Raw genomic sequence first — 21,997 nt, 5'->3', positions numbered from 1 at the left:
GAAGACGACGTTGAAGAACCTTTCGCAACTTTCGCGATATGCATTGCTGGCCACCCTCGTTGCCAGCCTCGCCGCCTGCTCCGTGCTCGAGAGCGACAAGATCGACTACAAGAGCGCCGGCAAGGCCCCGACGCTCGAAGTCCCGCCCGACCTGTCGCAGCTCTCGCGCGACAACCGCTACGCGGTGCCCGGCGGCGCAGTCACCGCCAATTCGTACCAGACCGGCATCGCCAACGCGCCGGGCGTGCCCACCGCCGTCGCCAACATCGGCGACGTGCGCATGGAGCGCGCGGGCACGCAGCGCTGGATCGTCGTCAGCCGCACGCCCGACCAGCTCTGGGACCCGGTGAAGGACTTCTGGCAGGAAAGCGGCTTCCTGCTGACCACCGAACAGCGCAATCTCGGCATCATGGAAACCGACTGGGCCGAAAACCGCGCCAAGCTGCCGCAGGACATCATCCGCGGCACGCTGGGCAAGCTGGTCGACTCGGTCTACTCGACCGGCGAACTCGACCGCTTCCGCACCCGCATCGAACGCACGACCAACGGCACCGAGATCTTCATCAGCCACCGCGGCATGCAGGAGGTCTACAACAATTCGCGCCAGGACCAGACCGTGTGGCAGCCGCGTCCGAGCGATCCTGAACTCGAAACCGAGTTCCTCCGCCGCCTGATGGTCAAGCTCGGCGTGTCGCAAGAGCAGTCGAAGATCCTGGCCGCCACCTCAGCACCGGCGAAGACCGCCACCATCGCCAGCGTAGGCAACCAGCCCGTGGTCCAGATCAGCGAAGGCTTCGAGCGCGCATGGCGCCGCGTCGGCCTGGCGCTCGACCGCACCGGCTTCACCGTGGAAGACCGCGACCGCAGCGCCGGCATCTACTACGTGCGCTACGTGACGCCGAACCCCGACAAGAAGGAAGAGGGCTTCTTCGGCAAGCTGTTCAGCAGTTCGTCCAAGGACGAAAAGCCGATCAAGTTCCGCATCCTCGTGAAGAGCCAGGGCGAATCGACCACCGTCTCGGTGCTCAACGAAGCCGGTGCGCCCGAAACTTCGGCCAACGCACAGCGCATCGTCAAGGTCATTGCCGACGACCTGAAGTAACCCGCATGCTCCGCTTCCGAAGCCTCGGCAGCGGCAGCACGGGCAACGCCGCGCTGGTCGAAGCGACCAGCGGCGGCCGCACCTCCCGGCTCCTCGTCGACTGCGGCTTCGGCATCCGGCAACTCGATCAGCGGCTGGCCCAGGCGGGCCTCGCCGCCGGCGACATCGACGCCATCTTCATCACCCACGAGCACGGCGACCACATCGGCTGCGCCCACACGCTCTCGCGGCGCAACCGCATTCCCGTCTGGATGAGCGAAGGCACCTGGCTTGCCACGGGCGGCCGCGACTTCGAGGGCCGTCTGAACCTGGCGCGCGACGATGCGGAGTTCGCCGTCGGCGACATCGGCGTTCAGCCCTTCACCGTGCCGCACGATGCGCGCGAGCCGCTGCAGCTGCGCTGCACCGACGGTGCGCGCACGCTCGGTGTGTTGACCGATCTCGGGCATGCCACCGCGCACGTCCTGAATCGCCTGGCCGGTGTGCATGCACTGCTGCTCGAGTTCAACCACGACAGCGACCTCTTGGCCAACTCGGCCTACCCACCTTTTCTCAAGCTGCGCGTCGGCGGCAACTACGGGCACCTGTCGAATTCAGCGGCAGCGGAGATCGCGCGCACGGTTCGCCACGACGGCCTGCGCCATGTGGTCGCGGCACACCTGAGCGAGCAGAACAACCGACCCGACATCGTGCGGCGCCTGATGGCCGAGGCGCTGGGTGGCCATGAGGCGGAAATGCTTACCGCCACCGCGACCGAGGGCTCGCCCTGGCTGGATGTCTGACCGCCAGCTGACCTGCTGACGGCCTCAGTAGAAAAGCCGCCCTGGGGCGGCTTTCTGCTTTGTGAGGAACCCGACTTGTTACTTGGGTGCTTCGTTCTTCTTCGCAGCCTCTGTCGCGGCATTCGCGGCGTCCAGCGCCGACGAAGCGGCGGCCGAAGGTGCGGTTGCGGCCGGATCGGCGGAAGGCGCCGGCGCGGCGGCAGGCGGGGCTGCGGGCTCGGTCACGGGGGCGGGCGGAGGCGTCACGACCGCGGGGGCAGCGTCCTCTTTCTTGCCGCAGGCAACGAGTGCGGCAGCGGCGATCAACGAGGCAATCAGGACGGACGACGACTTCTTCATGAGAACTCCTTTGGCAAAGAATGTCTGGGACGAAAAAATTCTAGACCCGCATCTCCGCCTGAATGTGTCTCGCGGCCGCATTCGCGGCATTGGCTTACAAGCCGAGCGTCGATGCCGGAAATGCCGGCCGCCCCAGGCGCCAGCTCTCGTCGATGGCTTCGCGCAGTTCGCGGCGGGCGCGCGGATCGGCGCCACAGACGCCGCGGCAGCGCTCGGGGTCGATGCGGTGCGCGAACCAGGTGGGCGTCCAGATCGCACTCGGCACCTCGGCGCCAACCGCCTTGCCGGTGACGCGGCATTCGATGATGTGGTCCCACATGCGGCGCCACGGCACGAAACGCGCGTGGCCGCGCTCGATCACATCGAAGCGCTGCGCCAGCAGCACGAAGCGCCGGCCGCTGGCCGACCAGGCCTGCAGCGCCTCGATGCTGGCTCGCTCGCCCAGGGGCCAGTCGGCGAAATCGGGATCGCTGAAGACGATCTCTTTCCAGCCTTCGCGCACGGCGGCCGACAGCGCATTGCGCACGATCGCGCCGAAAGCCTCGCGGCCGTCGAAACGGCCTTCGGGCAGCAGCAGTGGCGCGTCGTCAGCTGGCATGAACCCAGCCCGCCTCGCACCACTCGCCCAGCAACGCCAATGCGCCTTCACTGGCCCGCGCCAGCTCGCGCGGACCGAGCGCGCGCTGGTCGGCCAGCCGGCGCATCAGCGTCGCATCGGCACCGCCTGCGCGAAAGCTCTCGCCGTTGATGTAGATGTGGCGCGTGTCATAGAGCATGCGCGTGCGGCGGTCGAGTGCCACGTGCTGCATCGCATCAGGTATGTCACGGCCTTCGTCGAACCAGATGTTGGCCTTGGGCTCGGTCAGCGATTCGCCGAGGGCGCGGTCGATGGCGTCCGGGTCGCGCAGCGCGGCTTCGACGGCCTTGCGTGCGAAGTCCTGCAGTGCGGCAGGCATCGCGGCAGGGGTATCGACCGCGGGCTGCGTCGGATCGCGGTAGCGCGTCAGCTCCGCGGGGCCGGCGTCCTCGAGGTCTTCGGAATAGGCCTGCGCCATGCGCGCGAGCAGGTCGGCGCCGAGCTCGCCAACGGCGGACGAGCGCAGGCCGATGGAAAAGGTCATGCAGTCATCGCCCACCGCCACGCCTTCATGGGCGTACTTCGGCGGCAGGTAGAGCATGTCGCCCGGCTCGAGCACGAAGCTTTCTTCCGGCTCGAAGTTCTCGAGTATCTTGAGCGGCACGTCCGGCTGCAGGCGCAGGTCGCCCTGCTTGCCGATGGACCAGCGGCGGCGGCCCTGCGCCTGCAGCAGGAACACGTCGTAGCTGTCGAAATGCGCGCCGACGCCGCCGGTGTCGCTCGCGTAGCTGATCATCAGGTCGTCCAGGCGCGCATCGGGCAGGAAGCGGAACTGCCGCAGCAGGTCGTGCACGCCCTCGTGATGCAGGTCGACGCCCTGCACAAGCAGGGTCCAGGCGGGTTGTTTCAGCGGCGGCAGGGCACGTCTTGGCAACGGTCCGTGCTTGAGCGACCAGCCGGATTTGCCATGGCGGATGAGGCGCGATTCCACCTCTTCGCGCTCGGCCAGCGCAAACAAGGCGCTGCGATCGATCGGTGGCACCATGACGGGAATGGCCTGGCGGACCAGCAGCGGCTTCTTCTGCCAGTACCGCCGCATGAACTGCGCGGCGCTCAGGCCGCCGAGCAACGGCAGCGGTTGGGTAATCTCCATGGGAGAATTCTGCAATGGAAATCTCTGAACAATGCGTGGTCGGTTTGACCTGGACGATGAAAGACACGCTCGGCGACGTGCTGGATGTGCTCGACGAGCCGGTCGAATTCATGGTGGGCGGCGACGATCTCTTCGACGTCATCGAGGCGGCTCTGCAGGGCCATGAGCCCGGCGCCCGTGTGCAACTGCAGGTCGAGCCCGAACAGGGCTTCGGCGACTTCAACGACCAGTTGCTCTTTCTCGAGCCGCGCTCGCTGTTTCCCGAGGGCACGGAAGAAGGCATGACCTTCGACGGCTCTGCCCTGCCGAAGGGCGTGAGCGACGCCATCCCGCGGGACGCGCTCTACACGGTCGCCGAAATCTACCCCGACCACCTGGTGCTCGACGGCAACCATCCGCTGGCCGGCATCGCGATCCGGCTGGACATCACCGTGCGGTCGGTGCGCGAGGCAACGGAAGAAGAAGTCGGCCGTGGGACGGCGGGGACGGCCTTCTTCAAGGTGCCGCCGATGGCCCCGGGCAACCAGATGCTGCACTGAGGACTGCAGACGTCAAAAAGCCGGGCAGTGCCCGGCTTTTTTGTGCCCGCAGGAGCAGCCTACATGCGCGAAATATGGCCGTTGTCGATGCGCACCCGGTCGCCGATGCGCAGGTCGCCGGGGCTTTGCACGTCGAAGGCCCGGAACCCGCCGCGGTCGGTCTGCACCGACACGCGATAGCTTTCATAGGCACGCGGCCCGTTCTGCTGGGCCTCGATGGTGTTGCCCAACAGGGCGCCGCCCACGATGCCCAGTGCGGTGGCGGCCGCACGGCCCTGGCCACGTCCGAACTGGTTGCCGACCACGCCGCCGATGAGACCACCGGCGACTGCACCGCCGCCAGAGGTGCCGGTGCCGGCAGTTTCGCTGCGCAGCACCTCGATATTGGCCACGTGGCCGTACTCGACGTAGGCGGCCTCGCGGTACTGGATCGCCTGCGGTGGCGCTTGATAGGGATAGCGCGAGGTCTGGTAGACCGGCATGGGTGCCACGCACGCCGTGAGCGTGGCCAGGGCCAGCACGGAAGCGGTGACGGATACGAAGCGCATTGAGATCTTCATGTTGAGAGGCTCCTCGAATAGAACTGCGCGAGAAAAGTGCGCCTGCCTGTGACTAACGCCGCAGCTTTCGCCGCGATGACGCAAGACACATGCTGAAACTTTCGAGCGCGGCGCCGCTGCGGCGGTTCCACTCTTTACCCCTCGCTTACCTGGCGGTTACTCAGGCTGGCTTCAGCTTTCGGTGCTCGCTCAGTGCTTGCCGGTGGAGCCGTAGCCGCCCTCGCCGCGCTGCGACGCCTCGAATTCCGTGACCACCCGGAACTGCGCCTGCACCACCGGCACGATCACCAGCTGCGCGAGCCGCTCCATCGGCTGCAGCACGAAGGGCGTGTCGCTGCGGTTCCATGCGCTGATCTTGAGTTCGCCCTGGTAGTCGCTGTCGATCAGGCCGACGAGGTTGCCCAGCACGATGCCGTGCTTGTGGCCCAAACCCGAGCGCGGCAAGATCAGCGCAGCAAACGCCGGGTCCGCCAGGTGGATCGCAATGCCGGTGCCCACCAGCTGCCAGCCGTTGGACTCCAGCGTGATCGGTGCGTCGAGGCAGGCCCGCAGGTCGAGGCCGGCGCTTCCGGGGGTGGCATAGGCGGGCAATTGATCCACCATGCGTGGATCGAGGATACGAACGTCGACTTTCACTTACTTGCCTTGCTTTTGTTGCTGTTCTTTTTGCCTGCGGGCGGCCTCTTCGAGGACCTGCTGCCACTTGGCCACGCCAGGCGTGAGCTTCAAACCCTTGAAAAAACTCTTGCCGAACCACGCAGCCGCGGCGAACCCCGCGACCAGCACGAAGAACGGCACACCGATCGACCACAGCACCAGGAACACCAGCGCCCCCACGGCGCCGAGCACCTTGAGCAGCGTCGGGTCGAACGAGCTCGGCTCCCGTTTCGGCACTTCGCCGTTTGGCAGGTCGGCGCGCTGCATGGCGGCCGTGACCGGTCCCTGCTGCCCGGGCGCCTGCGTCATGCCGACATCGAGCCCGGGCTCTCCCGGCTGCGCTGGCCGTTTCGGCAGCGCGGCCCGTGCCGAAAGCTGCTCCACATAGCGAGCGAAGTCGCCATTGGGCGGTGTGTTCGATTCGGTATTCATCAGACCCTCCAGTCGGGAAGCCGTGCGGCGATCTCGGTCATCAGTTCACGCGCCAGCGTGAGCTTGGGCGCGCGGGGCAACTCGCGCACGCCCTTGGCGTCCACGAGCAGCAATGCGTTGTCGTCCTGCCCGAAGGTCAGCGGTCCGATGTTGCCGACCAGCAGCGGAATGCCCTTGCGCTCGCGCTTGGCCTTGGCATGTTCGACAAGGTTCTCGCTCTCGGCCGCGAAGCCGACGCAGAACAGCTTCTTCGCCTGCGCCCGCTCGCTCTTGGCAACCGTGAGCAGGATGTCGGCGTTCTCGACGAAGTTGAGCACCGGCGTCTTGCCGCTGCCGTCCTTCTTGATCTTCTGGTCGCTGTGCGTGGCCGGGCGCCAGTCGGCGACGGCGGCTGTCGCTACAAAAATGCTAGCACTCTGCGCAGCACGGACAGTCGCTTCGAGCATGTCCTGCGCGGACAGCACATCGACGCGAGTCACGCCGCGCGGCGTGGTCAGGTGCACCGGGCCGGCCACCAGCGTGACCTCGGCGCCCGCCTCTCGGGCGGCCCGTGCGATGGCAAAGCCCATCTTGCCGGACGAGTGGTTGGTGATGCCGCGAATCGGATCGAGCGCCTCGAAGGTCGGACCGGCGGTGACCAGCACCTTCTGCCCCGCCAGCAGCTTGGGCCGGAAGAAGGCGGTGATGTCCTCGAGGATCTGCGCCGGCTCCAGCATGCGCCCGTCGCCGGTCTCGCCGCAGGCCTGCCAGCCGTTGCCCACGCCCAGCACGGTCGCGCCGTCGGCCGACACCTGCATCAGGTTGCGCTGGGTGGCCGGATGGACCCACATCTCGCGGTTCATGGCCGGGGCAAGCAGGAGCGGCACGCTGTCCATCGGGCGGGCCAGGCACATCAGGCTCAGCAGATCGTCGGAGCGGCCCTGCACCAGGCGAGCGATGAAGTCGGCGCTGCACGGCGCCAGCACGATCGCATCGGCCTCGCGGCTCAGGTTGATGTGCGGCATGTTGTTGGGCTCGCGGGCGTCCCACTGCGAGGTGTAGACCGTGCGCCCCGAGAGCGCCTGCATCGTCACCGGGGTGATGAACTGCTCGGCCGCCTCGGTCATCACGACCTGGACCGTGGCGCCGGCCTTCACGAAGAGCCGGCACAGCTCGGCCGACTTGTAGCAGGCGATGCCCCCTGTGAGCCCCAGGACAATGTGTTTTCCGGCGAGATCTTGCATGGGCCGTATTGTTGCTCATAGGCCATCGAACAAATGGCAACAAGCCCTTGGCGCAAGGTGTCGCAAAGGGCACACCTATAATCGCAATTTCCCACTGCCCGGATTGCAAAGTCCGGAACTGGCATGACCAAATTTGTCTTCGTCACCGGTGGTGTCGTATCTTCCCTTGGCAAGGGAATCGCCTCCGCCTCTCTCGCCGCGATCCTCGAATCGCGCGGCCTCCAAGTCACCCTCATCAAGCTCGATCCGTACATCAATGTCGACCCCGGCACGATGTCGCCCTTCCAGCATGGCGAGGTGTTCGTCACCGATGACGGCGCAGAAACCGACCTCGACCTCGGCCACTACGAGCGCTTCATCAACACGCGGATGCGCAAGGCCAACAACTTCACGACCGGCCAGATCTACAAGACCGTGCTCGAGAAAGAGCGCCGCGGCGACTACCTCGGCAAGACGGTACAGGTGATCCCGCACATCACCAACGAAATCCAGGAATACATCAAGCGCGGCGCCGGCATCGGCACCTCGCACGAGGTTGACGTGGCCATCGTCGAGATCGGCGGCACGGTCGGCGACATCGAATCGCTGCCTTTCCTGGAAGCCGTGCGCCAGATGAGCCTGCGCAACGGCCCGAACAACTCCGCCTTCGTGCACCTGTCGTACGTGCCCTGGATCGCCGCCGCCGGCGAGCTCAAGACCAAGCCCACCCAGCACACCGCCAAGGAACTGCGCGCCATCGGCATCCAGGCCGACGTGCTCCTGTGCCGCGCCGACCGCCCGATCCCCGACGACGAACGCGCCAAGATCTCGCTGTTCTCGAACGTGCCCGAATGGGGCGTCATCTCCATGTGGGACGTGGACACCATCTACAAGGTGCCCCGCATGCTGCACGAGCAGGGCCTCGATGGCCTCATCTGCGACAAGCTGCGCATCAACACCCCGCCCGCCAAGCTGCAGCGCTGGGACGAGCTGGTCTACGAGGTCGAGCATCCGCAGCAGGAAGTCTCGATCGCCATGGTCGGCAAGTACGTCGACCTGTCGGACAGCTACAAGTCGCTCAACGAGGCGCTGCGCCACGCCGGCATGAAGAACCATGCGCGGGTGAAGATCGACTACATCGACTCCGAGACCATCTCCACGCAAGACGTCTCGCGCCTCGCGAAATACGACGCGATCCTGGTGCCCGGCGGCTTCGGCCAGCGCGGCGTCGAGGGCAAGATCTCCGCCGCCCGCTTCGCCCGCGAATCGAAGGTGCCCTACCTCGGCATCTGCCTGGGCATGCAGGTCGCCACCATCGAGTACGCCCGCCACGTGGCGGGCCTGAAGAACGCCAACAGCACCGAGTTCGATCCCGAGACGCCCATCCCCGTGATCGCGCTGATCACCGAGTGGAAGGACCGCGACGGCACCGTGAAGACGCGCGACGAGAAGTCCGACCTCGGCGGCACCATGCGCCTGGGTGCGCAGAGCTCCGACGTCACGCCCGGAACGCTGGCCCACAGCATCTACGGCGACGTGGTCACCGAGCGTCATCGCCATCGCTACGAAGCCAACGTCAATTACCTGGACGAACTGCGCGCCGCCGGCCTCGTGATCTCCGCGCTCACGCAGCGCGAGCACCTGACCGAAATCGTCGAGTTGCCGCAGGACGTGCACCCCTGGTTCATGGGCGTGCAGTTCCACCCCGAGTTCAAGTCGACGCCGTGGGGCGGCCATCCGCTCTTCAACGCCTTCATCAAGGCGGCGCTCGAACACAAGGACCAGGGTGCCGGAAGCACCAAGACACTGAAGGCGGTTGCATGAGCCGCCGGGCCGTTCCCAAGGCGAATACCGTAGTGCGAAGCACGGAGGCATCCCAATGAAACTCTGCGGATTCGACATCGGGCTGAACCAGCCCTTCTTCCTGATCGCCGGCCCCTGCGTGGTCGAGTCCGAACAGCTGCAGATGGACACCGCCGGCACGCTGAAGGAAATCACCTCGGCGCTGGGCATTTCGTTCATCTTCAAGAGCAGCTTCGACAAGGCCAACCGCTCCTCGGGCACGAGCTTTCGCGGCCCGGGCCGCGACAAGGGCCTCGAAATCCTCGCCAAGGTGAAGCGCGAACTCGGCCTGCCGGTGCTGACCGACGTGCACACCACCGAAGACATCACCGAGGCCGCCAAGGTGGTCGACGTGCTGCAGACGCCCGCGTTCCTGTGCCGCCAGACCGACTTCATCTACGCCGCGGCGCAGTCGGGCAAGCCGGTCAACATCAAGAAGGGCCAGTTCCTCGCGCCGCACGACATGAAGAACGTGATCGACAAGGCGCGTGCTGCCGCCAAGGAAGCCGGCCTCGACGAAGACAGCTTCATGGCCTGCGAACGCGGCGCGAGCTTCGGCTACAACAACCTCGTCTCGGACATGCGCTCGCTTGCGATCATGCGCGAGACAAGAGCGCCCGTGGTGTTCGACGCCACGCACTCGGTGCAGCTCCCCGGCGGCCAGGGCACGACCTCGGGCGGCCAGCGCGAGATGGTGCCGGTGCTCTCGCGCGCGGCCGTGGCCGTGGGAGTGGCCGGCCTCTTCATGGAGACGCACCCCGATCCCGCCAAGGCACTCAGCGACGGCCCCAACGCCGTGCCGCTCAAGCACATGAAGGCCCTGCTCGAGACGCTGCTGGCGCTCGACCAGGTCACCAAGAAAAACGCTTTCCTCGAGGACATCTTTCAGCAATGACAAGCGCCTACATCATCGCTAACGTGGAAGTCACCAACCCGGTGCAGTATGAGGACTACAAGAAGTGGTCCTCCGAAGCCATGAAGGCGCACGGCGCCGAGGTGTGCGTGCGCGGCGGCAAGGTCGAAGTGCTCGAGGGCGACTGGGCCCCGCAGCGCATCGTGATCCTCAAGTTCCCGAGCGTCGAAGCCGCAAAGAAATTCAATGAATCGCCCGAATACGGCAAGGCGCGCACAGCGCGTCAGGGCGCCGCGATCATGCGCATGATCGTTGTCGAAGGTGTGTGATCCGTTTTATTTGAGAAAGACAAAAGATGAGTGCAATCGTTGACATCGTCGGCCGCGAAATTCTCGACAGCCGAGGCAACCCCACCGTCGAGTGCGACGTGCTGCTCGAGTCGGGCACCATGGGTCGCGCGGCCGTGCCCTCGGGTGCATCGACCGGCTCGCGCGAAGCCATCGAGCTGCGTGACGGCGACAAGAGCCGCTATCTCGGCAAGGGCGTGCTGAAGGCCGTCGAGAACATCAACACCGAGATCTCCGAAGCCGTGCTCGGCCTCGATGCCAGCGAACAGGCTTTCCTCGATCGCACGATGATCGACCTGGACGGCACCGACAACAAGGCGCGCCTGGGCGCCAACGCCACCCTCGCCGTCTCGATGGCCGTGGCCCGCGCCGCAGCCGAGGAGTCGGGCCTGCCGCTGTACCGCTACTTCGGCGGCATGGGCGGCATGCAGCTGCCGGTGCCGATGATGAACGTCATCAACGGCGGCGCGCACGCCAACAACAGCCTCGATCTGCAGGAATTCATGATCATCCCCGTGGGCGCCAAGAGCTTCCGCGAGGCCGTGCGCTATGGCGCCGAAGTGTTCCATGCCCTGAAGAAGATCCTGGGCGACCGCGGCATCAGCACGGCGGTCGGCGACGAAGGCGGCTTCGCCCCCAGCGTCGAGAGCCACGAAGCGGCCATCCAGTTGATCCTGGAAGCCATCGACAAGGCCGGCTACACCGCGGGCGAACAGATCGCGCTGGGCCTGGACTGCGCCGCCAGCGAGTTCTACAAGGACGGCAAGTACGTGCTGTCGGGCGAGAACCTCTCGCTCTCGGCCGAGAGCTGGACCGACATGCTCGCCAACTGGGTCGACAAGTACCCGATCATCAGCATCGAAGACGGCATGCACGAAGGCGACTGGGACGGCTGGAAGCACCTGACCGAGCGCCTGGGCAAGCGCGTGCAGCTGGTGGGCGACGACCTGTTCGTCACCAACACCAAGATCCTGCAAGAGGGCATCGACAAGGGCATCGCCAACTCGATCCTGATCAAGATCAACCAGATCGGCACGCTGACCGAAACCTTCGCCGCCATCGAGATGGCCAAGCGCGCGGGCTACACCGCCGTCATTTCGCACCGCTCGGGCGAAACCGAGGACAGCACCATCGCCGACATCGCCGTGGGCACCAACGCCGGCCAGATCAAGACCGGCTCGCTCTCGCGCTCGGACCGCATCGCCAAGTACAACCAGCTGCTGCGCATCGAAGAAGACCTCGGTGACATCGCCAGCTACCCGGGCCGCGGCGCGTTCTACAACCTCAAGTGATGCCAGCCACCCGGCTCGCCAGGCCGCGCACTTCGCCGCTCCCTCCGGAACGGCAGCGCGGCGGCCTCGGTGTGCGGGTGGTCTAGCCGATCATGCGCGCGCGCTTCGTTCCTCCCATCGTCCTGTTGCTCCTGCTGGCCGTTCTCCAATGGCAGCTGTGGAACGGGCGCGGCAGCGTGCGCGACGTGGTGCAACTGCAGAGCAAGCTGACCGACCAGAAGGAAGCGAACGCCAAGGCCACGATCACCAACGAGCGCCTCGCCTCGGAGGTCAATGACCTGAAGGACGGGCTCGAGATGGTCGAAGAACGCGCAAGAGCGGAACTCGGCATGGTCAAGCCGAACGAAGTATTCGTGCAAATCGCGCACTGAACCTTCACCACCCCGCCTGCTGATGCCCGAGCTTCTCTCGGCCCCCGCCTTTGCGCTCTGGGGCTCCCCCGTCAGCTGGCTCGAACTCGTGGCCGCCGTCCTGGCGCTCGCCATGGTCGGCTGCAACATGCGCGAGATCCACTGGGGCTGGCCACTGGCCATCGCCAGTTCGCTGCTCTACGTCGTGGTCTTCGCCAAGGCGCGCATCTATGGCGACGCATCGCTGCAGGTGTTCTTCGCCTTCGTCGCGCTGTGGGGCTGGTTCCAGTGGCTGCGCGGCCATCGCAGCGATGGCAGTGCACTGCATGTCAGCCAGCTCTCGTCGCGCGGCATCGCCCTCACCCTCGCGGCCTGCGCCATCGCATGGCCCGCGGTCGCCCTCTTCCTTCGCCGTTTCACCGACACCGACGTGCCGTGGTGGGACGGTTTCGCCACCGGCCTCAGCCTTGTCGGCCAGTTCCTGCTCGGGCGCAAGTTCATCGAGAACTGGCTCATCTGGCTGGCCGTCAACGTCGTGAGCGTGGGCCTGTTCATCCACAAGGGCCTGTGGCTCACCGTGGGCCTGTACGCCGTGTTCGCCGTGCTCAGCGTGGCCGGCTACCTGGCATGGCGCCGGCGCCTGCCGGCGGCGGAGCGCGCATGACGCCGATGCTGCCCAATGGCTGCGTCATCGCGGTGCTCGGCGCCGAGAGCACCGGCAAGACCGAACTGGCGCGCGCCATCGCGCAGCGCCTGCAGGAGCGCGGCATTCCGGCGACGCTGGTGGGCGAGTACCTGCGCGAATGGTGCGATCGCGAAGGCCGCACGCCTCGCCCCGACGAGCAGCAGGCGATTGCCGACGAACAGACGCGCCGCATCGACGCAGCAGCAGCAACGGGCGTCGTGATCGCCGACACCACCGCGCTCATGACCGCGGTCTACAGCGAGCAGCTCTTCGACGACCGCACGCTCTACGCCGACGCCCTCGCAGCCCAGCGGCGCTGCGCCATCACGCTGCTCACCGCGCTCGACATTCCCTGGGTCGGCGACCACCTGCGCGACGGGCCCCATGCGCGCCAGCCGACCGACACACTGGTGCGTGCCGCGCTGGCGGACGCGAAGCTCTCGTTCACCGTCGTGCATGGCACCGGCGGCGAGCGCCTGGCCAACGCATGGAACGCCATCAACTCGATCGCCAGCGGCGAAGACCGCGAAAACCGTGCGCGCGTGCGCGGCAAGGCCGACGCAAAACCCGCCGCGTGGACATGGCCTTGCGAGAAGTGCTCCGACCCGGAATGCGAACATCGGCTTTTCACAGACCTGATCGGGCGGCGCGAATAAGCACACGCCGCCGTTCTTCCTCGGAGACCTGATGCCCCTGCACCCCGCCCCGCGCACCGCCTCCCTCCTGCCCCTCTTCCTCGCCACGCTGCTCTCGGCCGGCCCAGCCCTCGCGGCCCCGGTCGCCGCCACCATCGAGAACGGCACCACCCCCACCGCCTGCGCCGAGGAAGACAACGTCTCCATGGTGCTGCGCGGCGAGGGCATCCGCCACATGCGCATCGAGGCGCTGCAGCCCGACTACCTCGACAAGATCGGCAACGACGTCACCGCGCCCGACTTCTCGGGCTGCAACTTCGACGGCGGCGCGCACCCCACCGACCCCGCGCACCGCTTCAAGAAGCGCACCGTGGTGCTGCTGGACAACGCCGACTGGCGCATCGTCGGCATGACGCTGCCGACCTTCTGGCGGCTGCAGCGCGTGCCGGTGCAGGTGGGCCATCGCAGCGATCGCGGCTTTCACCTGCTGCAGGTGTTCAGGAAGGAGAACGGCAAGGCGCTCGAGGCCATCGTGCTGTACCCCTCGGACGGCTACTGGCGCCTGAAGCCGCTGCCCGAGGCGCGCTTCGGCGATGGCGTGTACGGCTCGTCGTTCCTGCTCGGGCCGGTCGAGCAGGCGGGACGGCCGGTGGTGAACATCGCGTCGATCCGCGTGGTGACGAAGCCGCTGGCGATCCACCTGCGCTTCACGAACGGCGGCAGTGCCGTGGCGCGGGTGGACGAGATCAGCCGCAAGCGCACTGCGCTGGATGTGACGCTGTCGAAACCCACTGCGAGCGCACAACCCTTCGCTGTGCTGCGCTCGATGTACGTGGCAGCCGACAACGCGGACATGAGCGAAGTGCGCTGGCAGGAATCGCCGAATGCCGCATCGCAGGCCAGGCCGCTGCCCGAGGTGAAGTCGCTCAACGCCACGCAGGTGCGCTTCGGCCGCAGCCTGCCTTCGAAGCACAACACGAGCGCGCCCGATATCGAGTTCAGCGGCTTCGACGACGAAGCCCGCTAGCGCCAGGAGCCAGCGCATGTTCGAGCCGTATCTGGAGCGGTGGAACCTGAGCATCGATGGTGAGCCCTTCACCTCGTTGAGCGGCAGCCTCCTGCCCGTTCGCCGGCACGGCGTGGCCGCCATGCTCAAGGTCTCGCCAGAGGCCGAGGAACAGGCGGGGAGCCTGCTGATGGCCTGGTGGGATGGCGATGGCGCCGCACCCGTGCTGGCGCACGATGGCGAAGCCTTGTTGATGGTGCGCGCACAGGGCCGGTCCTCGCTCACGCAGATGGCCAGGAACGGCCACGACGACGAAGCCACGCGCATCCTGTGCGCGGCAGCGGCGCGCCTGCATGCGCCGCGCACGAGGCCCCTGCCTGCCCTGGTTCCGCTCGCGCAATGGTTCGAGGCGCTGTGGTCCGGGGCCGCGCAGCACGGCGGCATCTTCGTGCACTGCGAACGTACCGCGCGCGAACTGCTCGCGGCACCGCGCGAGGCCGCGGTGCTGCATGGCGACATCCACCACGGCAACGTGCTGGACTTCGGCCCCTCCGGCTGGCTCGCCATCGACCCCAAGGGCCTGCTCGGCGAACGTGGCTTCGATCACGCCAACATCTTCTGCAACCCCGATGGAGATACCGCACTGGCGCCGGGCCGCTTCGCGCGCCGCATCGAGATCGTCGCGGAGGCTTCCGGCATCGAACGCCGGCGATTGCTGCAATGGGTGCTCGCGTGGACGGGGCTGTCGGCTGTCTGGATGCTCGAAGACGACGACGAGCCGGGCAGCACCCTCGAGGTGGCGAAGCTGGCGGCGTCCGCGCTCGGGCTCGGCGACTGAGCCACGGGCGCGTGGCTAGCCCGCGCGCCGCACCTCGCCCGGCGTCACGCCGAGCACCCGCCGCATGCAGCGCGCCATGTGGCTCTGGTGCGAGAAGCCGCTCTCCAGCGCCACGAGGCTCGCCGGCATTGCGCTGCGCAGCAGCAGGCCGCGCGCGCGGTCCACGCGCCGGTGCACCACGTACTCGTGCACCGGCAGGCCGGTGGAGCGCTTGAACTGCGTCTTCAGGTGCGAGGCGCTCAGGCCCGCGATGTCCGCCAGCGCGGACAGCGACAGATCGCCATCGAGGTTCGCCTCGATGTATTCCGTCACACGTCGCAGCTGCAGCCGCGACAGCCCCTGCACGGGCACCGCCTCGATCTTCTGCCCGGCGATCAGGTGCACCGCCAGCGCGGTGCCCAGGCTGTCGGTGTACAGCGTGCCGTTCGGAAAACCCGCGCGCCGCTCGGCATCGAGCGCGAGGGCGATGTGCTCGATCTGCGCGTCGCGGAACTGGTGGCGCTCGCCGAGCCGCGCCCGTTCGGCCGGCAGGCCCATCTCGTCGGCGGTGCGCTGCAGCAGCGACGGTGCCATGCGCACGACGATCGAGGTGCTGGGGGCCTCCTCGTGCCAGACGTCGGTCGCACCGGCCGGCAGGATGTCGAGGTCGCCGCGCGTGTAGAGGAACTTGTGCAGCCGGCAGGCGCCCGGCACCGGGGCGCCCGCGTGCAGCTTGATGCGGTGGTCAGGCAACGCCTCGTAGCCGACCACGCCAGCCGGGGTCTGGCGCATGTCGACGCGCAGGCCGGAGGGTGCGGGCATCACGAAGCTGTCGGCCGTCAGTGCCAGGTCGGTGTAGCTCATCCGGAAGATTATCTGCCGCCACTGCGCCGCATGCCATCGTCCGTTTGTGCTCCGGCACGGCCGAACGTGCGCGACCGTTCGTGCGGCAATCCCGATCATTCGCAGCCATGAACTCCACTCGTTTCAAGGCATGCGAATCATGAACAAACCCTATGCGGGCAAGAAGGCCGTCATCACCGGCGGCACCATCGGCATGGGCCTGGCGACGGCCGAGGCGCTGCTCGAAGGCGGCGCCGAAGTGCTGGTGACCGGGCGCAACCCGGAAAACCTCGAGGCGGCGCGCCGCATGCTCGGCCCGGGCGCGCAGGTGCTGTCTTCTGACACAGCCTCGCTGGCCGACATCGACGCCCTCGCCGCCACCGTGCGCGAGCGCTTCGGTCACATCGACCTGCTGCACATCAACGCGGGCATCGCGACGCTGGAGTCCTTCGAGCAGGTGACCGAGGCGGGCTACGACCGCGCCTTCGCGATCAACACCAAGGGCCCGTTCTTCACCGTGCAGCGCCTCGCGCCGCTGATGCGGCCGGGCAGTGCGATCGTCTTCACCTCGTCCATCGCCGACGAGGGCGGCATGCACGGCATGAGCGTCTACAGCGGCACGAAGGCTGCGCTGCGCTCCTTCGCCTCGGGCTTTGCAGCCGAGCTGGTGACGCGCGGCATCCGCGTCAACGTGGTGAGCCCCGGCTTCATCGACACGCCCACGCTCGGCATTGCCGATGCGACGGCGCAAGAGCGCGCGGAATTCATCCGCGTGGGCGACCAGATCACGCCGATGCGGCGCCACGGCACGGCCGCCGAAGTGGCGCGCGCGGTGCTCTTCTTCGCCTTCGAGGCGACCTTCACGACGGGGGCACGGCTCACCGTCGATGGCGGGCTGGGGCAGAAGCTCACGCCGGCCGCGGCCTGAATGAAATTCACATCCAAGGAATACACGACATGACCGACGTTTCCCTCATCGGCCTCGGCCCCATGGGCATTGCCCTTGCGCGCGCCCTGCAATCGAAATTCACGCTGACCGTGTGGAACCGCACCGCCGAACGCGCGAAGCCTGTGCTGAACCAGGGCACGGTGCTCGCGCCCGGTGCGCTCGCCGCGGTGCAGGCCAGCCCCGTCGTGCTGGTCTGCGTGGCGGACTACGCGGCATGGCGCACGATCCTCGCTGCGCCCGGCGTGGCCGACGCGCTGCGCAGCAAGGTGCTGGTGCAACTGAGCACCGGCACCCCGCAGGATGCGCGCGACGACTGGGCGGCCCTGAGCGGCGTGGCCTACCTCGACGGCGCCCTGCTCGCCACGCCCGGCCAGATCGGCCGGTCCGACACGCCGCTCTTCATCTCCGGCGAAGAACGCGCCCTCGCCGCCTGCCGTCCGGTGCTCGAAGCCATTGCCGGGAACATCCAGTACATGGGCGAGCCCATCGGCAACGCGGCCGCGTGGGACCTGGCCACGCTCTCTTGCATGTTCGGCGCGATGAGCGGGTTCTTTCACGGCGTGCGCATCTGCGAATCCGAAGGGCTGGGGGTGGACGCCTTCTCGCAGATGATCGGCGCGATCTCGCCGGTGCTCGGCGAAATGATCAGCGCCGAGGGCGAGGCCATCCACGCCAACCGCTACGGCGAACCCGAGAGCTCGATGGCCACCTGCGCGGGCTCGGGCCGGCTCTTCGTGAAGCAGGCGCGGGAAGCCGGGCTGGATGCGAGCTTTCCGGAGTTTTTGATGGGGTTGTTCGAGCGGTCGCTGGATGCGGGCTTTGCGAACGAACGCCTGGCCGCGATGGTCAAGGTGATGCGCCAGCCCACCTGAACGGGGACCGGCGCGGCATGCCTTACTGAACGATCGGACTGCCCGGAATCTGATCCGTAGGCGGCCTGAAGATCTGCGCCGCATCGATCGCGTCGAAGCGGTACTGCTTGCCGCAGAAGTCGCAACCCACCTCGATGTCGCCACGCTCGGCCAGGATCTCCTCGGCCTCTTCGACGCCAAGCCCGCGGATCATCTGCGCCACGCGCTCACGGCCGCAGGTGCACGCGAAGTGCGGACCCAAGAGGCCCGCCTGCGGTTCGAAGCGCAACAGCTTTTCTTCCCAGAACAGGCGGCGAAGGATGGTCTCGATGTCGAGGGTGAGCAGCTCGTCGCGCGTGAGGCTCGAGGCGAGGATCGAGATGCGGTTGTAGTCCTCGTTGCGGCCGATCTGGTCTTCATTGGCCTGGTCGCGATCCTTGTCGGACGTGCCTTCGAGATTGCCCTCGCCCTTCACCGGCAAGCGCTGGATCAATAGGCCTGCGGCCACCTTGTCGTCGGCCGCGAGCACCAGCGTGGTGTCGAGCTGCTCGCTCTGCAGCATGTAGTGCTGCAGCACGTCGCTGAGCTTGCCGAGCTTCTCGCCTTCGTCGCCGAAGAGCGGCACAACGCCCTGGTATGGCGTGGCGCCCGGGAGCTTGTCCTTCGGGTCGAGGGTGATCGCGCAGCGGCCCTTGTTGCTCACGTTGACCATGTCGGGCAGGCGCGCATCGGCCGGCAGGTCGCCGATCACCTTGGCGGTGGCGCGCAGGCTCAGGTCGGGCTTGGCTTCGGCCACTGCCACCTTCACGGGGCCGTCGCCGAAGATCTGCAGGATCAGCGCGCCGTTGAACTTGATGTTGGCCTGCATCAACGTGGCCGCGGCGGTCATCTCGCCGAGCAGCTCGGCCACGGGCGGCGGGTAGGCGCCGGTGGCGGTGTTGGAGGCGCGCCGCGCAAGGATCTCCTGCCACGCATCGGTCAGGCGCACGATCATGCCGCGCACCGGCAGGCCATCGAACAGGAATTTGTGCAGCTCGCTCAAAACGGATTCTTCTTTCTGTCTGTTGGGCCTGCGCGGGGTCAGGCGATTTTCTTCAAGCCCTTCGCGTAGCGAACGGCGTTTTCTACATAGTGCTCGGAGCCGTGACGCAGCCGCGCAGCGTCTTCGTCGCTGATCGTGCGCATCACCTTGGCGGGCGAGCCGAAGATGAGGGAATTGTCGGGAAACTCCTTGCCCTCGGTGACCACGCTGCCGGCGCCAACGATCGAATTGCGGCCAATCTTCGCGTTATTCAAGACCACCGCCTGGATGCCGATCAACGAGTTGTCGCCGATGGTGCAGCCGTGCAGCATGACCTGGTGGCCGATGGTGACGTTCTCGCCCACGGTGAGCGGGCTGCCGGGGTCGGAATGCAGCATCGACATGTCCTGCACGTTGCTGTTGCGGCCGATGGTCATGGTCTCGTTGTCCCCGCGCAGGACGGCGCCGAACCAGATGCTCGCGTTCTCGCCCAGCTTCACGTTGCCGATCACCTCCGCGCTGTCGGCGACCCAGGCGCCGGTGGCGAGTTGCGGCGCAACGCCGTCGAGTTCATAGAGGGCCATCGTGGGGTCTCCGGGGGCAAAAACTAGAATTGTAGGGATGCACCCCCGATTGAGCGCGCTGGCCGCGCTGCGACTGACCGATCCTGAACAAAAGGTGGCGACAACGCGCGCTGCCGCGGCGTTGGTTGCTACCGATTCCATAGCAATCGACCCGATCCGCACCGCAGGCGACGACCTGGGCGTGCCGGGCCGGCCCGAGCGGCCGGTGCGCGTGTCCGCCACCGCGGTGCAGAAGCGCTCGCCCTTCACGCCCGAGGGCCGCGCCTCGCTCATCCATTCGATTTGCCACATCGAGTTCAACGCGATCAACCTCGCGCTCGACGCGGTCTGGCGCTACGACGGCATGCCCGAGGCCTACTACCGCGACTGGCTGCGCGTGGCCGACGAGGAGGCGCTGCACTTCACGCTGCTGCATGCGCATCTGCAGGACATGGGCTGGCGTTACGGCGACTTCCCCGGCCACGACGGGCTGTGGAACATGTGCGAGAAGACGAAGGACGACGTGCTCGCCCGCATGGCGCTGGTACCGCGCACGCTCGAGGCGCGCGGGCTCGACGCCACGCCGCTGATCCAGGCCAAGCTCAGGCGCGTCAACACGCCCGACGCACTGCGTGCGGTGGAGATCCTGGACATCATCCTGCGCGACGAGGTGGGCCACGTCGCCATCGGCAACCACTGGTACCGCTGGCTTTGCGAACGCGCGGGGCTCGATGCCGAAGCCAACTACCCGGCGCTCGTGGCGCGCTACGACGCGCCGCGGATCAGGCCGCCGTTCAATCTCGAGGCGCGCAGCCGCGCGGGCTTCAGCGCCGAGGAGTTGCGCGCGCTCTCGGCCGACGGCAACAACTGATCGGGAAAAGAGCTCAGGTGGGCCTGCTGTGCACCACCAGCTTCGGCGTGAAGTGCTGTAGCACCTCGCCGCGCTGGTTGCGCGTCTGGCAGCGCATCGTCACCATCGCGCGACCGGGCTTGGAGCGCGAGGGCGTGATGTCGACCACCTCGCTCACCACGTGCAACACGTCCCCGGGCCGTGTCGGCTTGGGCCACTGCAGTTCGCCACCCGAGCCGATGATGCCGTCGGCCAGCGGCACGCCGCTTTCCACCAGCAGCTTCATCGTGAGCGCAGCCGTGTGCCAGCCGCTCGCCGCGAGACCGCCGAAGAAGGTGTGCTTCGCGGCCTCTTCATCCGTATGAAAAGGCTGCGGGTCGAACTGCAGCGCGAAGGCCTTGATCTGCGCCACGTCGAGCGTGTGCTCGCCGCTCTGGAAACGGTCGCCGACCGACAGGTCTTCGAGGTACAGCGCGCGCTTCGCGCCGGTGTCAGTGGGTGCGGCCATGAGGTCTCCTTGTCGTGCCTGCGCGCATTCTCGAACTCTCCCTCAGACGCGCTCGAGGATGGTCGCGATGCCCTGCCCGCCACCGATGCACTGCGTGGCGAGTGCGTAACGGCCCTTCTCACGGACCAGCAGCGACGCCGCCTTGCCCGTGATGCGCGCGCCGGTCGCACCCAGCGGATGCCCGATGGAGAGGCCGCCGCCGTCGAGATTGATCTTCGCCGGATCGAGGCCCAGATCGCGGATGCACGCGAGCGCCTGCGACGAGAAGGCTTCGTTGATCTCGATCACGTCGAGGTCTGCCGCGCTCAGGCCCGCGCGTGCCAGGGCCTTGCGGGTCGCGGGGATCGGGCCGATGCCCATGATGGCCGGGTCCACGCCCACGGTCGCGAACGACTTGATGCGCGCGAGCATCTGCAGGCCGTGCTTCGCGGCGAAGGCATCGCTGGTCACGAGCACGACGGCCGCGCCATCGGTGAGCGGCGACGAGGTGCCGGCCGTCACCACGCCGTCAGGACGGAACGCGGGCTTGAGATTGGCCAGCGCTTCGGCAGAGGTCGCAGGGCGGATGCAGCCGTCCGCATCGACCATGTCGCCCGAGGCCAGGCGCACCGGCACGATCTCGCCCGCCAACCGTCCTTCTGCGCGCGCAGCGGCAGCCTTGCGGTGCGACTCGACGGCGAACACCTCCTGGTCGGCGCGGCTCACGTTCCAGCGCTGCGCGACGTTCTCCGCCGTCTCGCCCATCGAGATGTAGGCGTCGGTGTGGGCCAGCAGCTCGGGGCTGGGCGAGAAGTTGAAGCCGCCCTGCGGCACCATGGTCATCGACTCCACGCCCACGCACAAAAAGGCCTCGCCCATGCCCGCCTCGATCTGCGCCGCGGCGATGTGCACGGCCTGCATCGACGAGCCGCAGAAGCGGTTCACCGTCATGCCGCCCACCTCGTGCGGCAGCCCGGCCAGGAGGCCGACGATGCGCGCGACGTTGTTGCCCTGCGAGGCTTCGGGGTAGGCGCAGCCGAGGATGATGTCTTCGAGCAGCGCGGGGTCGAGGTCGGTGCGCTGCAGCAGGCCCTTCACCACGCCGGCGGCCAGCGTATCGGGGCGCACCTCGGCGAGCGCGCCTTTCTTTGCGAAGTGAAACGGCGACCGGGCGTAGGCGGAAATGACGGCTTTCATGAAGATGCTCCTTGATAAAATCTACCATCCAATCGGTAGGCTATGAAGTCAAAAAATAAGCACGCC

General features: G+C 67.1%; 27 protein-coding genes. 15 read left to right on the top strand and 12 right to left on the bottom strand.

Annotation, left to right across the window (positions count from 1 at the left end):
- Window positions 1-10: 10 nt before the first annotated feature.
- Together bamC and NU688_RS02585 are read left to right on the top strand one after the other, a co-directional pair.
- Window positions 11-1,102, top strand: coding sequence for an outer membrane protein assembly factor BamC (bamC, locus tag NU688_RS02590; RefSeq protein ID WP_257858988.1), 1,092 nt, complete (start codon window positions 11-13; stop codon window positions 1,100-1,102).
- Window positions 1,103-1,107: 5 nt separating this feature from the next.
- Complete coding sequence (locus tag NU688_RS02585; protein WP_257858987.1) at window positions 1,108-1,884, top strand: MBL fold metallo-hydrolase; 777 nt, start codon at window positions 1,108-1,110, stop codon at window positions 1,882-1,884.
- 78 nt (window positions 1,885-1,962) lie between these two features.
- Here NU688_RS02585 and NU688_RS02580 read toward each other — a convergent pair whose 3' ends face one another.
- The 3 genes from NU688_RS02580 to NU688_RS02570 all read right to left on the bottom strand — a co-directional run bounded on the left by NU688_RS02580 (window position 1,963) and on the right by NU688_RS02570 (window position 3,953).
- Entirely contained in the window at window positions 1,963-2,223 is a 261-nt protein-coding gene (locus tag NU688_RS02580; RefSeq protein ID WP_257858986.1) for a hypothetical protein, read from the bottom strand.
- Between the two features lie 94 nt (window positions 2,224-2,317).
- The gene (locus NU688_RS02575; protein WP_257858985.1) at window positions 2,318-2,821 is read right to left on the bottom strand and encodes a hypothetical protein; all 504 of its coding nucleotides are present in this window, start codon (window positions 2,819-2,821) and stop codon (window positions 2,318-2,320) included.
- Complete coding sequence (locus tag NU688_RS02570) at window positions 2,811-3,953, bottom strand: JmjC domain-containing protein (RefSeq protein ID WP_257858984.1); 1,143 nt, start codon at window positions 3,951-3,953, stop codon at window positions 2,811-2,813. The genes NU688_RS02575 and NU688_RS02570 overlap by 11 nt, the downstream gene beginning before the upstream one ends.
- 14 nt (window positions 3,954-3,967) lie before the next feature.
- On the opposite strand from NU688_RS02570, the gene NU688_RS02565 reads away from it, so the two are divergent.
- A complete protein-coding gene (locus tag NU688_RS02565; protein ID WP_206178330.1) occupies window positions 3,968-4,492 on the top strand; it encodes a peptidylprolyl isomerase in 525 nt (174 codons plus the stop codon).
- A gap of 59 nt (window positions 4,493-4,551) precedes the next feature.
- Here NU688_RS02565 and NU688_RS02560 read toward each other — a convergent pair whose 3' ends face one another.
- From NU688_RS02560 to coaBC, 4 genes are all read right to left on the bottom strand, one after another.
- Entirely contained in the window at window positions 4,552-5,052 is a 501-nt protein-coding gene (locus NU688_RS02560; protein ID WP_257858983.1) for a glycine zipper 2TM domain-containing protein, read from the bottom strand.
- A 189-nt stretch (window positions 5,053-5,241) separates the two neighbouring features.
- Entirely contained in the window at window positions 5,242-5,688 is a 447-nt protein-coding gene (gene dut, locus NU688_RS02555; protein WP_257858982.1) for a dUTP diphosphatase, read from the bottom strand.
- On the bottom strand, window positions 5,689-6,141 hold the full coding sequence (locus NU688_RS02550; protein WP_257858981.1) for a hypothetical protein: 453 nt from the start codon (window positions 6,139-6,141) through the stop codon (window positions 5,689-5,691). It abuts the gene before it with no gap.
- Complete coding sequence (coaBC, locus tag NU688_RS02545; protein ID WP_257858980.1) at window positions 6,141-7,364, bottom strand: bifunctional phosphopantothenoylcysteine decarboxylase/phosphopantothenate--cysteine ligase CoaBC; 1,224 nt, start codon at window positions 7,362-7,364, stop codon at window positions 6,141-6,143. Before coaBC ends, NU688_RS02550 begins: the two co-directional genes overlap by 1 nt.
- Window positions 7,365-7,487: 123 nt before the next feature.
- Between coaBC and NU688_RS02540 the strand changes: the two genes are divergently transcribed.
- From NU688_RS02540 to NU688_RS02500, 9 genes are all read left to right on the top strand, one after another.
- Complete coding sequence (locus NU688_RS02540; RefSeq protein WP_257858979.1) at window positions 7,488-9,167, top strand: CTP synthase; 1,680 nt, start codon at window positions 7,488-7,490, stop codon at window positions 9,165-9,167.
- Window positions 9,168-9,222: 55 nt separating this feature from the next.
- Window positions 9,223-10,080, top strand: coding sequence for a 3-deoxy-8-phosphooctulonate synthase (gene kdsA / locus NU688_RS02535; protein ID WP_257858978.1), 858 nt, complete (start codon window positions 9,223-9,225; stop codon window positions 10,078-10,080).
- On the top strand, window positions 10,077-10,367 hold the full coding sequence (locus tag NU688_RS02530) for a DUF1330 domain-containing protein (protein ID WP_257858977.1): 291 nt from the start codon (window positions 10,077-10,079) through the stop codon (window positions 10,365-10,367). The genes kdsA and NU688_RS02530 overlap by 4 nt, the downstream gene beginning before the upstream one ends.
- A gap of 26 nt (window positions 10,368-10,393) precedes the next feature.
- Window positions 10,394-11,677, top strand: coding sequence for a phosphopyruvate hydratase (gene eno, locus NU688_RS02525; RefSeq protein ID WP_013540608.1), 1,284 nt, complete (start codon window positions 10,394-10,396; stop codon window positions 11,675-11,677).
- Between the two features lie 92 nt (window positions 11,678-11,769).
- Complete coding sequence (gene ftsB / locus NU688_RS02520) at window positions 11,770-12,048, top strand: cell division protein FtsB (RefSeq protein ID WP_257858976.1); 279 nt, start codon at window positions 11,770-11,772, stop codon at window positions 12,046-12,048.
- 22 nt (window positions 12,049-12,070) lie between these two features.
- Window positions 12,071-12,691 (top strand): nicotinamide riboside transporter PnuC, encoded by a 621-nt coding sequence (gene pnuC / locus NU688_RS02515; protein WP_257858975.1) that lies wholly within the window; start codon window positions 12,071-12,073, stop codon window positions 12,689-12,691.
- A complete protein-coding gene (locus NU688_RS02510; protein ID WP_257858974.1) occupies window positions 12,688-13,368 on the top strand; it encodes an ATP-binding protein in 681 nt (226 codons plus the stop codon). Before pnuC ends, NU688_RS02510 begins: the two co-directional genes overlap by 4 nt.
- Window positions 13,369-13,399: 31 nt before the next feature.
- Window positions 13,400-14,374 (top strand): hypothetical protein, encoded by a 975-nt coding sequence (locus NU688_RS02505; protein WP_257858973.1) that lies wholly within the window; start codon window positions 13,400-13,402, stop codon window positions 14,372-14,374.
- Window positions 14,375-14,390: 16 nt separating this feature from the next.
- Window positions 14,391-15,191, top strand: coding sequence for an aminoglycoside phosphotransferase family protein (locus tag NU688_RS02500; RefSeq protein WP_257858972.1), 801 nt, complete (start codon window positions 14,391-14,393; stop codon window positions 15,189-15,191).
- Between the two features lie 15 nt (window positions 15,192-15,206).
- On the opposite strand, the gene NU688_RS02495 is transcribed toward NU688_RS02500, so the two are convergent.
- A complete protein-coding gene (locus NU688_RS02495; protein ID WP_257858971.1) occupies window positions 15,207-16,034 on the bottom strand; it encodes an AraC family transcriptional regulator in 828 nt (275 codons plus the stop codon).
- 139 nt (window positions 16,035-16,173) lie between these two features.
- Here NU688_RS02495 and NU688_RS02490 point away from each other — a divergent pair, with 139 nt between their 5' ends.
- Window positions 16,174-16,941 carry an SDR family oxidoreductase gene (locus NU688_RS02490; protein ID WP_257858970.1) on the top strand — a complete coding sequence of 256 codons (768 nt, stop codon included), beginning with the start codon at window positions 16,174-16,176 and terminating at the stop codon, window positions 16,939-16,941.
- 29 nt (window positions 16,942-16,970) lie between these two features.
- Window positions 16,971-17,834, top strand: a complete 864-nt coding sequence (locus NU688_RS02485; RefSeq protein WP_257858969.1) for an NAD(P)-dependent oxidoreductase — start codon at window positions 16,971-16,973, stop codon at window positions 17,832-17,834.
- Window positions 17,835-17,856: 22 nt separating this feature from the next.
- Here NU688_RS02485 and NU688_RS02480 read toward each other — a convergent pair whose 3' ends face one another.
- Both NU688_RS02480 and NU688_RS02475 read right to left on the bottom strand, forming a co-directional pair.
- Window positions 17,857-18,855, bottom strand: coding sequence for an Hsp33 family molecular chaperone HslO (locus tag NU688_RS02480; RefSeq protein WP_042579482.1), 999 nt, complete (start codon window positions 18,853-18,855; stop codon window positions 17,857-17,859).
- Between the two features lie 38 nt (window positions 18,856-18,893).
- Window positions 18,894-19,418 (bottom strand): gamma carbonic anhydrase family protein, encoded by a 525-nt coding sequence (locus NU688_RS02475; RefSeq protein WP_257858968.1) that lies wholly within the window; start codon window positions 19,416-19,418, stop codon window positions 18,894-18,896.
- Window positions 19,419-19,455: 37 nt separating this feature from the next.
- On the opposite strand from NU688_RS02475, the gene NU688_RS02470 reads away from it, so the two are divergent.
- Window positions 19,456-20,268, top strand: coding sequence for a ferritin-like domain-containing protein (locus NU688_RS02470; protein ID WP_257858967.1), 813 nt, complete (start codon window positions 19,456-19,458; stop codon window positions 20,266-20,268).
- A gap of 13 nt (window positions 20,269-20,281) precedes the next feature.
- Here the strand turns inward: NU688_RS02470 and NU688_RS02465 are convergent, their stop codons facing one another.
- A complete protein-coding gene (locus NU688_RS02465; RefSeq protein WP_257858966.1) occupies window positions 20,282-20,755 on the bottom strand; it encodes a MaoC family dehydratase in 474 nt (157 codons plus the stop codon).
- A 42-nt stretch (window positions 20,756-20,797) separates the two neighbouring features.
- Entirely contained in the window at window positions 20,798-21,931 is a 1,134-nt protein-coding gene (locus tag NU688_RS02460) for a thiolase family protein (RefSeq protein ID WP_257858965.1), read from the bottom strand.
- Window positions 21,932-21,997 lie beyond the last annotated feature (66 nt).

It is taken from the genome of Variovorax sp. ZS18.2.2 (assembly GCF_024701975.1).
Lineage (GTDB): Bacteria > Pseudomonadota > Gammaproteobacteria > Burkholderiales > Burkholderiaceae_C > Variovorax.
The sequence above is the reverse complement of the archived record's forward strand: the minus strand, read 5'-3'. Positions and strand labels throughout refer to the sequence as shown.

Excerpts from the sequence above, each read along its gene's own strand:
- NU688_RS02570 (WP_257858984.1), bottom strand. The coding sequence starts at position 3,953 with ATGGAGATTACCCAACCGCTGCCGTTGCTCGGCGGCCTGAGCGCCGCG.
- NU688_RS02475 (WP_257858968.1), bottom strand. The coding sequence starts at position 19,418 with ATGGCCCTCTATGAACTCGACGGCGTTGCGCCGCAACTCGCCACCGGC.
- NU688_RS02485 (WP_257858969.1), top strand. The coding sequence starts at position 16,971 with ATGACCGACGTTTCCCTCATCGGCCTCGGCCCCATGGGCATTGCCCTT.
- NU688_RS02500 (WP_257858972.1), top strand. The coding sequence starts at position 14,391 with ATGTTCGAGCCGTATCTGGAGCGGTGGAACCTGAGCATCGATGGTGAG.
- NU688_RS02580 (WP_257858986.1), bottom strand. The coding sequence starts at position 2,223 with ATGAAGAAGTCGTCGTCCGTCCTGATTGCCTCGTTGATCGCCGCTGCC.
- NU688_RS02470 (WP_257858967.1), top strand. The coding sequence starts at position 19,456 with ATGCACCCCCGATTGAGCGCGCTGGCCGCGCTGCGACTGACCGATCCT.
- NU688_RS02550 (WP_257858981.1), bottom strand. The coding sequence starts at position 6,141 with ATGAATACCGAATCGAACACACCGCCCAATGGCGACTTCGCTCGCTAT.
- NU688_RS02540 (WP_257858979.1), top strand. The coding sequence starts at position 7,488 with ATGACCAAATTTGTCTTCGTCACCGGTGGTGTCGTATCTTCCCTTGGC.
- NU688_RS02530 (WP_257858977.1), top strand. The coding sequence starts at position 10,077 with ATGACAAGCGCCTACATCATCGCTAACGTGGAAGTCACCAACCCGGTG.
- kdsA (WP_257858978.1), top strand. The coding sequence starts at position 9,223 with ATGAAACTCTGCGGATTCGACATCGGGCTGAACCAGCCCTTCTTCCTG.
- NU688_RS02460 (WP_257858965.1), bottom strand. The coding sequence starts at position 21,931 with ATGAAAGCCGTCATTTCCGCCTACGCCCGGTCGCCGTTTCACTTCGCA.
- NU688_RS02505 (WP_257858973.1), top strand. The coding sequence starts at position 13,400 with ATGCCCCTGCACCCCGCCCCGCGCACCGCCTCCCTCCTGCCCCTCTTC.
- NU688_RS02495 (WP_257858971.1), bottom strand. The coding sequence starts at position 16,034 with ATGAGCTACACCGACCTGGCACTGACGGCCGACAGCTTCGTGATGCCC.
- NU688_RS02585 (WP_257858987.1), top strand. The coding sequence starts at position 1,108 with ATGCTCCGCTTCCGAAGCCTCGGCAGCGGCAGCACGGGCAACGCCGCG.
- NU688_RS02490 (WP_257858970.1), top strand. The coding sequence starts at position 16,174 with ATGAACAAACCCTATGCGGGCAAGAAGGCCGTCATCACCGGCGGCACC.
- coaBC (WP_257858980.1), bottom strand. The coding sequence starts at position 7,364 with ATGCAAGATCTCGCCGGAAAACACATTGTCCTGGGGCTCACAGGGGGC.
- NU688_RS02510 (WP_257858974.1), top strand. The coding sequence starts at position 12,688 with ATGACGCCGATGCTGCCCAATGGCTGCGTCATCGCGGTGCTCGGCGCC.
- NU688_RS02560 (WP_257858983.1), bottom strand. The coding sequence starts at position 5,052 with ATGAAGATCTCAATGCGCTTCGTATCCGTCACCGCTTCCGTGCTGGCC.
- NU688_RS02565 (WP_206178330.1), top strand. The coding sequence starts at position 3,968 with ATGGAAATCTCTGAACAATGCGTGGTCGGTTTGACCTGGACGATGAAA.
- eno (WP_013540608.1), top strand. The coding sequence starts at position 10,394 with ATGAGTGCAATCGTTGACATCGTCGGCCGCGAAATTCTCGACAGCCGA.
- pnuC (WP_257858975.1), top strand. The coding sequence starts at position 12,071 with ATGCCCGAGCTTCTCTCGGCCCCCGCCTTTGCGCTCTGGGGCTCCCCC.
- NU688_RS02465 (WP_257858966.1), bottom strand. The coding sequence starts at position 20,755 with ATGGCCGCACCCACTGACACCGGCGCGAAGCGCGCGCTGTACCTCGAA.
- ftsB (WP_257858976.1), top strand. The coding sequence starts at position 11,770 with ATGCGCGCGCGCTTCGTTCCTCCCATCGTCCTGTTGCTCCTGCTGGCC.
- NU688_RS02575 (WP_257858985.1), bottom strand. The coding sequence starts at position 2,821 with ATGCCAGCTGACGACGCGCCACTGCTGCTGCCCGAAGGCCGTTTCGAC.